The sequence below is a fragment of the Bacillus cereus group sp. MYBK30-2 genome (genome assembly GCF_051915945.1).
In the GTDB taxonomy this organism is placed as follows: domain Bacteria; phylum Bacillota; class Bacilli; order Bacillales; family Bacillaceae_G; genus Bacillus_A; species Bacillus_A paramycoides.
Genome location: NZ_JBQAFR010000001.1, coordinates 614850 through 629632 on the forward strand (window position 1 = coordinate 614850; position 14783 = coordinate 629632).

Here is a 14783-nt window from a genome sequence, read left to right on the forward strand (position 1 = left end):
TTTCACCTCCTCTAATGATCTGTTATTTCTTTGGATGTTGTATGAGTTTCTGCTTCATCTCATCATTAAATGTGTCAAGTTCAATTACAAACTTCTTACTAGACTCGATAATACGTTCTGACGATTTCTCAGATGCTTCAATAGCAGCGAATACATTTTGGAATGATTCACGTAATTTATCCATGCTAATGGCAGGATTTTCTAGAAGTTTTGTTGTTTCTTCTGTATTTTGTTTCAATGCTTGAGAATTGCTTAGTACCATTGATTCGATCGCTTCATTTGTCGCGTTAACTGCATCGATTGTTTTACGTTGATTTGTTAATGCAAGCTGTATTGCAGCTGAAACAGTTACTACATTTTGTGTCATCGTAATCGCATTACGAATTGCCTCTGTTAACTTTTCATTATTTTTCTTAATAATATCTACAGATGCGATAGATTGTAATAACACACTTTTTGCTTGTTGCATATTACGTGTACGTACAAGTATCTTTTCTAATGCATCGTTTATTAATGGAATATCCCTTTGACGCTCTGGATTTTGTTTCTCAGCCTCAAGCATTCCAGCAAGTTTTCTACCTAAGTATACTTGTTTATCAAGAGCGTGAATTTTATCATGTGATTGTTCTTTTAACATTTCAAGACCAACAGTATCCTCTTGCAAGTTATCACGGCCAATTAGAAGTGATCTAATAATCTCCTCGATTTGCTTATCTATAGATTGATATTTATGCACGTAATTTTCAAGTGGATTTTTCTTGAACACTTTAAACATAAGTTTCTTCATACCAGTTGCCTTTAATGAGTTCGGATCAAGTTCAGATACCACTTTTCGCAATTCTAACAATGTATTTGGAATTTCTTCATTCTTTCCATTCATCATCGCTGTTACAGGACGTTTTAATGCCGATAGCGTTTTTCCTGCCGCTTGTTGCTCTTTATCTCCCAAGTCTCCAAGCTGGGACAATACTTTTGATAAATCTGTATTTTGCTCGCTATTTAACTTTTGTACATAAAGATCCGCTTCTTTATTCAATTCTTCAAGTTCTGCATCTTTTATTACTGTATCAACCACTACTTCTACATTATTATCTTTTACAATCGATACAGGTTCCTTTTTCTCGAGTTCAGTCAACAAAATCGCTCCTTTATTTATATGTGCGAATTTATGTGCACTATATTTCGTCTAAAATATCGTATTTCATATACATTTTTCTTGTTTGAAATCGATTTTTCAAGAAATACCTGCTTATGCAGTCATTCCCTGTTTCTTAGTATAAGTATACCTGTTCTCAACATTATTTTCCTCAGACTTAAGACCTAGAGAGCAACATGCTAAAGGCCGATTCTTCATGGGTTACCTTTATTAATCCCATTTATCAACTTCCTTAAAATCATACAGTACTCTATTTTTTGACATATGTTATCTTTCAATGTGATAATAATATTAAGCTCACATCTAATTATTCTTTCGCGCAACAAATGCTCCCTTTTGAAAAGCTAATAACACCGTTTCAAACGTATCATCTTCTTCAATCATCTTTATAAATTCTGCTAGTTCCTCCGCATGAGAAGTTGCATTATCAATAACAAGAAAACCTTTTGGTTCTAACATACGTTTTATATGTTCCCACCACCACATGTATTGCGTGCGCTCTGAATCTAGGAAAATAAAATCAAATGAACGATCTACTTGAGAATCTAAAAATGCCCCAGCCTCTTGATTATGAATATCGATTCGCTGTGTAAGATTTGCCTTTTCAAAATTTTCAAGTGCCTCTCCAACCCGTTCTGAAGAAAGTTCTACAGTTGTAACATTTCCATTTGTTTCATCTACCGCATTTGCTAGCCACAATGTAGAATAACCATTTGAAGTTCCAATTTCTAAAATGTTTTTTGCATTGCACCCCTTTACTAAAACTGATAAAAACTGTCCCATTTCGCGAGAAATATTTCGTAATTTTTCTTCTCGTTTTTCTTTATGTCGATCATGCTCTTCCCCATATTGTTCAAGTTGCAATAATAATGAATCTAGAGTATTCATTTTCTCCATCGCCTTTCCAAGCAATATGATGAAAAAGTTCATGATGCACGTCTACTTTTCATTATATGCGAAATGTAAACCTTTTTCCTGTTATATGACAAAGAATTAAATTTTTTATAGCATATTGTTTCGTTTTTTGGTAAAGTTAATTTCTACGTGTAATTATTTCGTTACATTATTTTACAATCAAATTGCAATTATAAAATAATCTATACCCCATTTAAATGAATCGGTATTTCTAATTCAACTAAGCGCCCTTTTCGGACGCATTTTCTTTTGTTTATATATTTCTGTGAGAAAGGATGCTTACACATGAACGTGATTAACTTAGATGCTGCTAGAAGACGTAAACAGCATAAAAAACTAATGATAACTATACCGATTATTAAACGCATTTATGAAGAAGACGGGGAAATTAAATTTGAGGTAGCTGGCGAAAAAGATGTACCTCTTGAAATGTTAGAGAAATAAAGTAAAGCTTTGTCTACCTAGCCTTTTTACTTTCACCAAGTTTTGAGGCTGGAGTCATATTTCTCACAAATAATGCAGTGAATGAATAAAGACGCGCTTCAACTGAAGTACGTCTTTATTTATTTTTATTTAAATGCATAAGTTTTTCTGGATTAACCATCATATAAATGTTTGAAATTTTCCCATCATGAAATGCAAATGAAAGCACATAATTCACCTTATTATTTATTTTTACAATAACACCCGGTGCACCATTTACCATTTTGAAATCAACAGCATACTCGCCTGGTAACCTTTTTGCAATTCCAAAGAACAAACGTATAATTCTATCTGCAGAATAAATCGGATTTATAGCAGTAGTAACTTTCCCGCCACCATCTGCTTTGAATATCGCATCTGTTTTTAAAACTTCTAACATCCCTTGTGCATCTCCTCGTTGTAATGATGCTACAAATTTTTCAACATAAGTGGCCATTAGTTTCGTACTTAATTTCTGATGCTTCGGTTTATCCAAAATACTCTTTCGTGCACGCTGAAATATCTTCCGGCAATTCACACTACTCTTACCAACTATTAAGGCTATTTCTTCATAATCATAACCAAAAACTTCTCTTAATATGAATACAACCCTTTCTACTTCAGATAACTGTTGTAAAAGTAAAAGATATGCTGTAGAAAGAGATTCCTTCATTACGAATGACTCAAACGGGTTATCATTTTCTTCCACAAGCGGCTCAGGTAACCACATTCCAACATATACGTTCCGCTTATGTGCCGCGGAACGTAATTTATCAATTGAACGATTAGTTACCATTTTACATAAATAAGCTTTTATATTTTCAACAGACTGACTATCATCCATGTTATTTAATGAAATGAATACGTCATGGACTATATCTTCAGCGTCCATAACACTCCCCAGTATTCGATAAGCTAAAGAAAATAATAAAGGTTTATGCGCTTCATATAATTGCTCCGTTTCCATGCTGAATAGCCTCTCTTTCTAATTGCTTTAAAATGTGTAATGCCGCTCGTTTCCCACTTGCTACTGCTGCATCAGCTAATACTTCATTGTGCCCAGCCCAATCTCCTGCTACGTATACGCCTGGCATTTCAGGAATTGCAGGCCCCGGATTTTCTCCTCGGCCAATATGCGGAAAATCATGAACAACAGTTATTTTAGGTAAATATTGCTTAACAACAACTTCTCGTTTCCAATTAGGATGTAATAGCTCCATCGCTGTTTCTAACTGTTCTTTATCATTATTAATACTATTTATCTCTTCCATAGGATTATGATACTTAATCAAACTTACAACTATCGATCCATCTTCACTTAACTTTGCTGATCTCGATTGGTTCGTAAAAAATACAGGTTGATCTAACCCTAATGCAAATTGATGTGTAGGATTAGGTAATCGTTTCAAACCCATATCTAATGCAGCTGCTGTCACTTGTAACGATTGTTCACTCCATACGTGCAAACTAGTTTTCTCTGCACCTTTTATTATTTTACAAGCTTCTTTCACTGGAATCGTCACGATAACAGCATCAGTTTCGAATATATCATCGTCTAAACAGCGTATTTTTTGTATATCTTCACAATGTTCTATTTCCAAAACATGCTTACTTTCCTGAAATTTAACACCAGCATTTATAGCTATATCTTTTAATTTTGTTATAATTGTCTCCCAACCACCATCTACATAAAAAACTCCTTCTTTCATCGAACGTTGTATTTGTTTTAATACAGACGATGCTAATTGGATGGTAGGAGCAAATGTGTATGTCGTTGTTCGGCATAACGCATAAAACATATTTCGTACCATAGGATCCTGTATTTCTTTTTCTGCCCATACAGAAAGACTCATTTTTGGAATCACACTTATATCCAATTTCCCTAAATGAATCATAAGACGAGAAAATTGTATTTTAGCTGACCATGAAAGTAACGGCGTTGATAAAATGGTACGGAAATCAGTTGGGATTGTATATACCTCATCTTTCCATATTCCGTGTGCTTTCGTGGACGGTATTCCTCCCGTAAGATTCATACCAAGCTCGTTAAATGTTAAGAACGCTTCTCCTCCGCGGTATAAAGCATGTGCTCCAAGATTCATATAGATGCCATTTTTATTTATTGTCATCGCTCTGCCACCAAAACGGCTAGATTTTTCTAATACAACAACTTTTCTTCCTTTTTTCGCTAAATATATAGATGCCGTTAACCCAGCAAGTCCCCCGCCAACAATTGCTATATCAAATTTATTCATAAAAAATCCCTCCTTCTCGTTCTACTTACAAGACGAACGATGATGGAAGGATGTGACATATAAATGCATTTTTATATTATCCACTTTATTTATAATCCGGTTATATTGTTTTTGAAATAACTTAATAGCAAACAAAGTATCTTCTTTTACTTTTAAAGCATTACATTCTTTTACAATTTCATTGCCATTTTAAAAGGTCTTTATCATATTATATAGAATTATTATTAGAAATAACTTTAAGGGATGGATTTATATGAATGAGGTTTTATTACAAAAGGCAAATTATCTACAACCTGAAGAATTAAGGCTAATGAAAAAAGCTATACAATTTGCCAAGCAAGCACATGATGGACAATACCGTCAAACAGGAGAACCATATATTATTCACCCTTTTGCTATTACAGAAATTTTATTACATTATAAAGCTGATGCTACAACTTTGATTGCTGCGTTATTACATGATGTCGTAGAAGACACCGATCATTCTTTAGAAGAAGTGGAGTCGCATTTTGGTACGACCATTCGATATATTGTAGATGGTTTAACCAAAGTAAATAAACAACAAAATCCAGAGAAAGCATTATACGAAGCAACTAATTTTAAAAAGTTATTACTAGCTTCTCAACAAGACATACGTGTTAGCATTATTAAAGTTATAGATCGTCTTCATAACATAAAAACTTTGGGTATAAAAAAACCAGCGAAACAAGTAGCTTATGCAAATGAAACATTAACATTATTTGCACCACTTGCAAAGCGATTAGGTTTATACGATATCCAGCATGAATTGGAAAATCTAGCTTTCAAACATCTCCATAAAGAGCGATATGAAAACATGCGAAACTTTTTAAACGGCTACGTAAAACAAATTCAACAAAATATAGTCGAATTAAATAGAGGTATTAATAACTTTTATGATACTAACCTTTCATTTGAATTACATTATAATTTCACCCCCATTTATTCTGCTTACTCGCAACTTCAAGAGGCACAAGACATATCGAAAGTTTCTCAAATATATATCACAACTTCAAGTGTGCTTGATTGCTATAAAATCCTTGGAATAATTCATCAATTATATAAGCCTAATATAAAATCTTTCGAAGATAATATAGCGCTTGAAAATAACCATTTCAACTCTAATTTAAAAACTAAAATTACTATTAATGATGTTGAACAAGTAATTATTATTCAAACACGATTGGCAAAGAGGATAAATAATAGTGGCGTTTTTTATTTATTAAATAATTTCGATAATGATATCAAAAAGATTTCATATAGCATACTTGATGATACAATTTTTAATAACCATTTATTAACGAAAGATCCTATCATCTTTCATGACCTAGTCTCATATGAGCTATTTGAAAATACTATTACTACTTATACCACTAACTTAAGGCCCATTTATTTGCCTGAAGGTTCTACAATTATTGATTTTACATTTGCTGCTTTTCCTGAGAAAGCACATTATATGTACAGTACTAAATTAAACGGTAATCCCGTTTCAATTAATACGGAATTATCTCATTTAGATGTAGTTGAAATCTATTTCAATACAAAACAAAACGTATCAATAGACTGGCTAAATTATGTTCATACAGCTAAAGCTCAATTAATGATTGAACAGAAATTATCGTAAAGAAAAAAGCAATGCCCTCTAATAAAGGAAGCGTTGCTTTTTTTATGGCTGTTTTTAATTTTGCACTTCAAATCCGAAACCGTTATAGTAAAATTGCTAGTTTTTTATCCTACTAATCTAAAAATGCAGTAAAAGCAATAATAACTAATAAAACACCACTAATAAGCGTCCCAAACTGTCCAATCGTGAACTTTCCAATTCTTACATTTGCTACTTTTTCTCCTAGTACTACGCCTGCCCACACAGTTAAAAAGCTAGCTATTGATGCAGCTAAACAAATTGCAATAGGTGATAATCCTAATAAACCAGCACCTAATCCATTTGTAAGAGCATTTGCTGAAAGAGCGACACCAAGGAAAAGAGATTCAACAAATCCAATACTTCCAGACTTATCAATATCTGCCTTCGTTGGATCTTTCATAATTGTTTTCAGACTTCCGGAGACTCCATCTTTATTTGAAGTTTCTCCCTCTACTTCTCTTATAGATGCTACTTCTTTATTTTTTCTTGGCATGGCGAGTAACATAATACGAATACCAATAATCACTAACAGTAATGAACCAACGATTACCGGAAATATTCCTGGCAATACTTTAGATAGCCAGACACCAAAATAAATTCCTGCTGCACTAAAAAGAAAGCAAATGACAGAAATAATAAAATTTGAGAAGGCATTTATTCGAATACCACGTATTCCATATGAAATACCTACACCAAAATTATCAATGCTTGAAGATATCGTAAGTGCTAGTATCATCATCCATGCCATTATATTCAACCTCTTTTCACAATTGATACATCTTTCTTTTGAAACGTGGTTTTTAACAGCATTTCAAATCACCTAGTTTCATTCTCAGTATTAAAACAACTCTTCACTTCCTTTTTAATATTTTCTTGTTTGCTTTTAATTCCTTTACTTCATATAAGATTTTTTATTTAGCACCGTATTTAATTAGATAACTAGAGTATTTGGAACATTTTTTTGCACAAGAGAAATTCTTTTTAGATAAAGCAACTAAAACCATATTATGTGGATATAAAATGAAGTATGTTAACATTTTTTTGTTTTTTGCTAATTTGTTGATTATTTATTGCAAATTAGTTTAATATTTAATCTCATTTTCAATAAATTATTGAAAATTCATTGTGATTTTTGTTCAGTATTCAGTAAGACAATCACTATTTTTATTGAAAGTTAATATACTTTAGAAACTAAGCGAATAGGAGTGTTTTTTTATGCTGCGTAATTGTAAACATATATTTTTTTATCATTTTACCACTCAATTTCGTTACTTTATAAAAAACATACTTGTCGCATTTTTTGCTGAACTCATTATTTTTTGTATGTTTTTTATGTTACCTAAAAAATTACACAGGTTTATCCGTTTAGCTATATAAAATCAATATATTAAGTTATTTCCAATTTAGACAAGATTGTTTAAAAACAATTCCATCACCCCTTCCTCACTGATAGTACATTCCTTTAAACTCTATTACATATATAGGAAATGCTACAAAAAAAGAGACAACTACAATTAGTTGCCTTCCTTTTCAATTCATTATGATAAGTACAAATGCACACTCCAAAAACTAGACTCATATCCTAATTTTGTACAATGACTTTCAAATAGAAAGGCAGGTAATACAATTGACTTCTAATGTCGACTACACTTCCCCATCAACCAATTTCACTCATGATTTAAGTAAAAGTAATTTTTTTAAAAAAGATGCTCAAAATTATATAAACGTACTTAGCATTAAACAGTTAAATACATTAGAAAACACTTCTTTGTTAGATATTTATTTAAGTACAGGTAATGTTGTAGAACCACACGTTCATCAAAATGCAGCTGAACTCGTGTATTGTATTTCAGGGTCCGCTGTCGTTTCGTTACTTAATCCGTTCACGAATCAAATTTTAAACTTACCTATAAAACCAGGGCAAGTTGCAAATGTCCCGCAAGCTTGGTGGCATTATGAGATCGCAACAACTGATAACACACATTTATTAGCTATTTTTGATGCCCCTACCCCTGAAGTTATTTTTGGATCTGATATTTTAAGATTAACCCCAGCTAATATGATGGCTCATACTTATTGTCTCGATGAACAGCAATGGAAACAAGCAATATCGCCTATTCAATCCACTACAGTAATTGGACCTCCCGCAAACTGTAATCAAAACCGAGGTATGATAAACCAATCACCCCCCCCTACTCAACAACAAAATTTATATTACCAAGATTCATATTATTTCCCTCTTTACTGGGGATATTAATTTATACATTTTCAAAAAAATACCATTTGTCTCCTCGGAAAATACCTAGGAGATTTTTATTGTATATCTTCTTTTCTTATTCTTTATCGTAACAATTAATAGAGTACATACATATAATATTTATATATTATATTGGAGGTGAAAGTGCTATGAGTAATTATAACTATCGAAAAAACTACTCTCATAATAAAACTAGTAGCTCTTCAGCATCCTCTCAAACTTCGAATTCTCAATCTTCCAATTCCCAATCGCAAAGAGATTTAGCTCAACAAGGCTATGTAAAGAAAAAAGGGTGTAATTGTAATAAAAACAAATAGTATATAGCTTATACAAAACGACTTTATCGCATCCCTTAAATGAAAGACTTTCCTGATAAATATTATGATTTTTCAAAAGATGAATTCTGTAGGGAACAGGATTCATCTTTTTTATTATAATGATAAATAAATTCAAATGTATAGTAAAAATCCAAATTTTAATTTTTCTTCTATATCCAATAATTTCTCAATTTCATTATCCACATTAATTATTAAAAAAATTTATAATATACTTTCCCCTACCAACAAAAGATTCCCTTATAACAATAGTAGAAACTATCTATACTAAATATTCCGTATAAACATTATCAATTTACTTCATCCCTTACCGGTGTTACATTAAATGTGAAGACAGTTTCTCTTTTACTAATCATCTCTCAATTTGTATTCGAGAAACATTCTCCAATCCTATACGCGAGAGCAATACTGTGTTGACACTCAAACGAGTGTCTTTTTTTATAATTTGTCACAAAATAAAAACCACCTTATATAGATGGTTTTATACTTACGAATCTCATTATAATTTTTATGTAAATACCATTTTATGAAACTGGATAATATATTGTCATACTCAACCGCGTTAGAATGTCTCCTGAATTATAATAACTATGTTGTCTATCCGCTTTAAACCTAATTGAATCTCCACTATTTAATTTATATTGGCAATCATTTACTTCAATTGTCAATTCACCATCAAACACCGTTATAAATTCTTCAGTTCCTTCTTTATGCGCTTCAGAATTTAACTTTCCTTCAGTGTCAATTTCAACAGTATAGATTTCAAAATGTCTATCATCTTGGAAAGGAAATGATGGATAAACTTTATATCTCCCATTGTCTTCAGATAATACTTGAACATCATTTCGTAAAACAACTTTCGTATCTGGCTGTGGATTATTGATTAGAGAAGTAAAAGACACTTTCAGTCCATTAGCAATTTTCCAAATGGTTGTAAGTGTCGGACTAGATTCTCCCCTTTCAATTTGTCCGATCATCGTTTTACTTACACCACTTAATTGAGAAACTTTTTCTAAGCTCAGCTTTTCTTTCTCTCGAATAGCTTTTAAATTTTTTGCAAGGATAAGTTGAATTTCCTCTATAAAAAACACCCCTATACCATATACAATATAACGTCCATTATGTATAATAAAAAGCGCACGTTATATTGTTCTTTTCGGTCATTATAACATACGAATTACAGGGAGGGTTTGAAATGTCTATATTTTCTTTTTTTAATATTCGTCTTTATTAGCAGCTTCACACCAGGCCCTAACAATTTTTTAGCTATGACATACGCCAACCAACATGGATTAAAAAGAAGCATTAAATTTTGTTTAGGAGTGGCTTTCGGTTTTTTCATCATCACTTCTTTATGTAGTTTCTTTAATATCGTACTTATAAACATTTTGCCAATAATTGAATTCCCCTTAAAATTTTTAGGTGTAGCTTATATGCTGTATTTAGCTTTTAAAATACTCACTAGTAAAAGCAACATAGATACAAAGAAAAAAAGTAATAAAAATTTATTTTTGGTAGGAATTACGCTTCAATTCGTTAACCCAAAAGGAATTTTATTCGGACTGACTGTAGTATCAACTTTTATTCTTCCTTACTACAATTCATATTCTAGTTACCTTCTTTTTTCATTATTTTTAGGTGTAGTCGGTTTAATGAGTACGTTTAGTTGGTGCCTATTCGGTTCGATGTTCCAAAAACTTTTATTAAAACATAACCAACTATTTAACATCATTATGGCAATTTTATTAGTTTTTAGTGCTATTTCAATTATTATCAACTAGGTCCATAGCTATGCTAATTTTTAACTGTAGATCCTCTCACCTATCCTTTTTACTTTTGAAGTCGTAAGGTGGGCGCCTTCTAGCAACAAAATCCCCACCATATCATACTAAATAAGAAGAGGTTTATATAAGGAGAAGGTTTTCATTAAGCCTACTTTGTTTTCTCATTTTTATAATGAAGAATATTTATTTGACAACACTTGAAAAATTAGAAAAAAACTATAAATACTATGCAACCTTAACTACTGATCTTCGATTAATCCAGAATACCAAACTGTATTTTCCGATTTATGTTTTCCTAACAATTAATACTACCAAAAGATTAGAAATCCATACTTATATAATTAAAAATGCGGTTTCTCTTTTACGAGAAACCGCATTACATCAATATTTTGTTAAATTTTAAACTGACTCGTATACAAATCGAAGTAAAATCCTCTATCTTCCATTAGAGATCCATGATTCCCTCTTTCAAAAATACTACCATCTTTAATAACAAGTATTTGATCTGCTTTTTCAATGGTTTTAAGTCGATGAGCGATTACAAAACTTGTTCTCCCTCTCATTAAATTATTTAATCCTGCTTGAATTTGCAATTCTGTTCTCGTATCAATATTAGATGTTGCTTCATCGAGAATTAATATATCTGCATCGGCTAAAATCGCTCTCGCAATTGCAAGGAGTTGTTTTTGTCCTTGACTTAAATTCGATCCTTCTGAAGCAATTTCTGTTTCATATTGATTTGGCAAATGCTTAATAAAAGAATGAGCTGAAGCTGCTTTAGCTGCTGCAATTACTTCTTCATCACTTGCATTTAAACGTCCATAACGAATGTTATCCATTATTGTTCCTGCAAATAAATACGTATCTTGTAAAACAACCCCTATTTTACTTCGCAAAGAATTAATATCATAATTCTTTATATCTTTTCCATCAATGTTAATTTGTCCTTTTTGAATATCATAAAAGCGAGTTAACAAATTAATAATTGTTGTTTTTCCTGATCCAGTTGGACCAACTAAAGCGATTGTCTCACCAGGTTTTGCCTCAAGATTCACATCTTTTAAAATCGTTTTATTTTCCGCATACCCAAATGAAACTTTCTCAAGCACTACATTTCCTTTCAATTTTTGTACAACTAATGCATCTTTTTTATTTTGAATTTCTGGTACTTCATCCATAATTTCAAAGACGCGTTCTCCTCCAGCAACTGCAGCTTGAATCGTATTCATTAAAGTTGCAAATTGGCTAAGAGGTCTTGAAAATTGACGAGAATAGTTAATAAAGGCCGCAATAACACCTACTGTTGTCATACCATTTAAAACCATAACGGATCCAGCACCAATTACAAGCCCCATTCCTAAGTTATTAATAAAGTTCATGCTTGGAAAAATAAAAGCTGAAAACGTATCAGATTTTGTAGCTGAAACTCTTAGCTGTTCATTTATCTTATTAAAATTCTGTACTGTTTCTTTTTCTTTTCCGTACAATGTTGTAACATCTGCACCTGTAATAGCTTCCTCGATAAATCCATTCAATTCACCTAAATCTTTTTGACGCTTCGCAAAGTTTTTACCACTATATGCAACTAGTTTTTTTGTAACGAAAAACATAATTGGCACTGTAATTAAAGTTACAATTGCTAAAATCCAATCTAATGAAAACATCGCGATCGTTACACCTATAAATGTTAGCGCTGATGAAATAATTTGTACAACGCTTTGTGTCAAAGCTTGATTTAAGTTGTCAATATCGTTTGTCACACGGCTCATTAGATCACCTTGAGAACGTATATCAAAGAAACGTAGAGAAAGTGTTTGGATTTTCTCAAAAATATCTTGACGTATTTTTTGTATCGTCTTTAACGCAACGTTAATCATTACAAATGTTTGTAGCCATGTTAAGAGCACTGTTATACCATAAATTGCGATAAGTAGCATACACATTCTCGCAGTACCACTTAAATCTTTTGGCACAATGTATTGGTCAATAATTACTCCCATATAATACGGACCTAATAATCCGAGTAATGTAGTAACAAATACTAGAAAAATAACGAACATAAGCGAGGCTTTTTGATACCCCATATAGTTCCATATCCGCATTACAGTTCCTCTAGTATTCTGCGCTTTTCCCATCTTCGGTGCGTTACGTCCACCCTTATTAGCAAATTGTCCTTGAAAATTACGCATTTTCTTTCCCGCCTTCTTTCTGTATATTGCCACCTTGGGAAAGATAAGTTTCCTGATAGACTTCACATTGTTCTAACAGTTGTTCATGAGTACCATTTCCAACTAATTCACCGTTATCTAGTACAAGAATTTTATCGGCATCCATTATAGAAGAGATTTTGGATGCAATTAATAATGTCGTTGTTCCTTTATACTCTGTTCTTAATGCTTCTTGTATGTTTGCCTCTGATTTTGCGTCAACTGCTGATGTAGAATCATCTAATATAAGAATTGATGGCTTTCTCACAAGCGCTCTTGCAATGGATAAACGTTGTTTTTGACCACCAGATAAATTCGTTGCACCTTGTGTTAAGTTATATTGATAAGAGTCCTCTAGCTTATTAATAAACTCAGTCGCACAGGCAGATGAAGCAGCTATTTCTAATTCATCATGTGAGGCATCCTCTTTGCCATAACGCATATTCTCTTCTATACTCCCGGAGAACAACAATGCCTTTTGAGGTACAAAGCCGATTGATGCGCGAAGTTTTTGGAGATCATATGTTTTTATATTTATACCATCAATACATATTTCTCCTTGATCAACATCATAAAGACGTGGTAGTAACTTAGCTAATGTAGACTTACCGCTTCCTGTAGATCCTATAATCCCTACTTTTTCACCTTTACGAACATTAAATGAAATATCCTTTAAAACATATTCATTATTTTTTGTGTAGCTATAGCTGACATGATTAAACTCAATACTTCCTTCTACACACTCAGGGTCAAATGCATTTGTTTCACTTACAATATCAACTTCAGTATCTAAAACTTGCTGTACACGATCCGCAGATGGAAAAGCACGAGCGATTTGAATAAATACCATACTAATAGACATAAGTGACATTAAAATGATATTTAAATAGTTAATAAAAGCTAAAATAGCCCCTACTTGGAGTGTACCATTAAATACTTTTTCTCCACCTATCCATAAAGTTGCAACGATCCCGCCATTTACAACTAGCATAATAATCGGCATCATTAACGAAATGAGCTGCACAGCTCGAATATTTATCTTCGTTAAGTTTTTGTTAACATTTCCAAACTGTGAGATTTCATATTTCTGTCTTACATACGCTTTTATAACACGTACTCCAGATAAATTTTCTTGTAACTTTGTATTTACTTTATCCAATGCTTCTTGCACCTTTTTAAACGATCCGCTCGCTTGACTCGCAATGAGTACAATCGCAATTAATAAAATCGGTACAACTACAAGTAAAATAGGAAATAACTCTCTCGCTGTTACAAAAACAATAATTATACTTCCAATAAACAATAACGGACCACGAACGAGGACACGTAACGTCATAGTCATCGCTGATTGAATAGATGTAATATCATTTGTTACGATTGTTAATAATTTACCTGTTCCGAATGAATCACGATTTTTACTAGAAAATGTTTCAATTTTTGTAAACACTTCTTTTCTTATATCTGTAGCAAAATTAACAGCTGCTTTTGTAGAGTACATCATACAGCCAAGCCCACCAATTAATCCAAGCGCCGCCGCCCCTATCATTAGAAGCCCCATTTTTATTACATAATTCAAATCCCGATTTGCAATGCCAACATCAATAATATGCTGCATTATAGTCGGTTGAATTAGGTCCATCGCAACTTCCAGTACCATAAATAATGGTCCGATTATAGCGAAGAACATGTATGGTCTTAAATATTGTAATAACTTGCGGAATGATTTCATACATAATCTCCTTTTTTATT

At 32.3% G+C, this 14783-nt stretch carries 12 protein-coding genes and 1 pseudogene; 5 read left to right on the forward strand and 8 right to left on the reverse strand.

Annotation, left to right across the window (positions count from 1 at the left end):
- Nucleotides 1-22: 22 nt before the first annotated feature.
- Both ACTFQM_RS03250 and ACTFQM_RS03255 read right to left on the reverse strand, forming a co-directional pair.
- Nucleotides 23-1135, reverse strand: a complete 1113-nt coding sequence (locus ACTFQM_RS03250) for a toxic anion resistance protein (RefSeq protein ID WP_440033426.1) — start codon at nt 1133-1135, stop codon at nt 23-25.
- A 324-nt stretch (nt 1136-1459) separates the two neighbouring features.
- Nucleotides 1460-2053: an O-methyltransferase gene (locus ACTFQM_RS03255; RefSeq protein WP_098475295.1), complete on the reverse strand. Its 594-nt coding sequence runs from the start codon at nt 2051-2053 to the stop codon at nt 1460-1462.
- Between the two features lie 303 nt (nt 2054-2356).
- On the opposite strand from ACTFQM_RS03255, the gene ACTFQM_RS03260 reads away from it, so the two are divergent.
- Nucleotides 2357-2515, forward strand: coding sequence for a hypothetical protein (locus ACTFQM_RS03260; protein ID WP_002085567.1), 159 nt, complete (start codon nt 2357-2359; stop codon nt 2513-2515).
- A gap of 115 nt (nt 2516-2630) precedes the next feature.
- Here ACTFQM_RS03260 and ACTFQM_RS03265 read toward each other — a convergent pair whose 3' ends face one another.
- A complete protein-coding gene (locus ACTFQM_RS03265; RefSeq protein ID WP_440033427.1) occupies nt 2631-3500 on the reverse strand; it encodes a sigma-70 family RNA polymerase sigma factor in 870 nt (289 codons plus the stop codon).
- Entirely contained in the window at nt 3478-4788 is a 1311-nt protein-coding gene (locus tag ACTFQM_RS03270) for a phytoene desaturase family protein (protein ID WP_440033428.1), read from the reverse strand. Before ACTFQM_RS03270 ends, ACTFQM_RS03265 begins: the two co-directional genes overlap by 23 nt.
- A 253-nt stretch (nt 4789-5041) precedes the next feature.
- Here ACTFQM_RS03270 and ACTFQM_RS03275 point away from each other — a divergent pair, with 253 nt between their 5' ends.
- On the forward strand, nt 5042-6430 hold the full coding sequence (locus ACTFQM_RS03275) for an HD domain-containing protein (RefSeq protein WP_440033429.1): 1389 nt from the start codon (nt 5042-5044) through the stop codon (nt 6428-6430).
- 112 nt (nt 6431-6542) lie between these two features.
- Here the strand turns inward: ACTFQM_RS03275 and ytaF are convergent, their stop codons facing one another.
- A complete protein-coding gene (ytaF, locus tag ACTFQM_RS03280) occupies nt 6543-7202 on the reverse strand; it encodes a sporulation membrane protein YtaF (protein ID WP_440034377.1) in 660 nt (219 codons plus the stop codon).
- Between the two features lie 876 nt (nt 7203-8078).
- Between ytaF and ACTFQM_RS03285 the strand changes: the two genes are divergently transcribed.
- Nucleotides 8079-8708 carry a cupin domain-containing protein gene (locus ACTFQM_RS03285; protein ID WP_440033430.1) on the forward strand — a complete coding sequence of 210 codons (630 nt, stop codon included), beginning with the start codon at nt 8079-8081 and terminating at the stop codon, nt 8706-8708.
- Nucleotides 8709-9567: 859 nt separating this feature from the next.
- Here the strand turns inward: ACTFQM_RS03285 and ACTFQM_RS03290 are convergent.
- Entirely contained in the window at nt 9568-10125 is a 558-nt protein-coding gene (locus ACTFQM_RS03290) for a helix-turn-helix domain-containing protein (protein WP_440034378.1), read from the reverse strand.
- A 108-nt stretch (nt 10126-10233) separates the two neighbouring features.
- On the opposite strand from ACTFQM_RS03290, the gene ACTFQM_RS03295 reads away from it, so the two are divergent.
- Together ACTFQM_RS03295 and ACTFQM_RS03300 are read left to right on the forward strand one after the other, a co-directional pair.
- Entirely contained in the window at nt 10234-10824 is a 591-nt protein-coding gene (locus ACTFQM_RS03295) for a LysE family transporter (protein ID WP_440033431.1), read from the forward strand.
- A gap of 187 nt (nt 10825-11011) precedes the next feature.
- Nucleotides 11012-11133: pseudogene (locus tag ACTFQM_RS03300) on the forward strand (glycosyltransferase family 2 protein); the annotation flags it as partial.
- An 86-nt stretch (nt 11134-11219) separates the two neighbouring features.
- On the opposite strand, the gene ACTFQM_RS03305 reads toward ACTFQM_RS03300, so the two are convergent.
- Nucleotides 11220-13016 carry an ABC transporter ATP-binding protein gene (locus ACTFQM_RS03305; RefSeq protein ID WP_440033432.1) on the reverse strand — a complete coding sequence of 599 codons (1797 nt, stop codon included), beginning with the start codon at nt 13014-13016 and terminating at the stop codon, nt 11220-11222.
- Nucleotides 13009-14763 carry an ABC transporter ATP-binding protein gene (locus ACTFQM_RS03310; protein WP_440033433.1) on the reverse strand — a complete coding sequence of 585 codons (1755 nt, stop codon included), beginning with the start codon at nt 14761-14763 and terminating at the stop codon, nt 13009-13011. The genes ACTFQM_RS03305 and ACTFQM_RS03310 overlap by 8 nt, the downstream gene beginning before the upstream one ends.
- Nucleotides 14764-14783 lie beyond the last annotated feature (20 nt).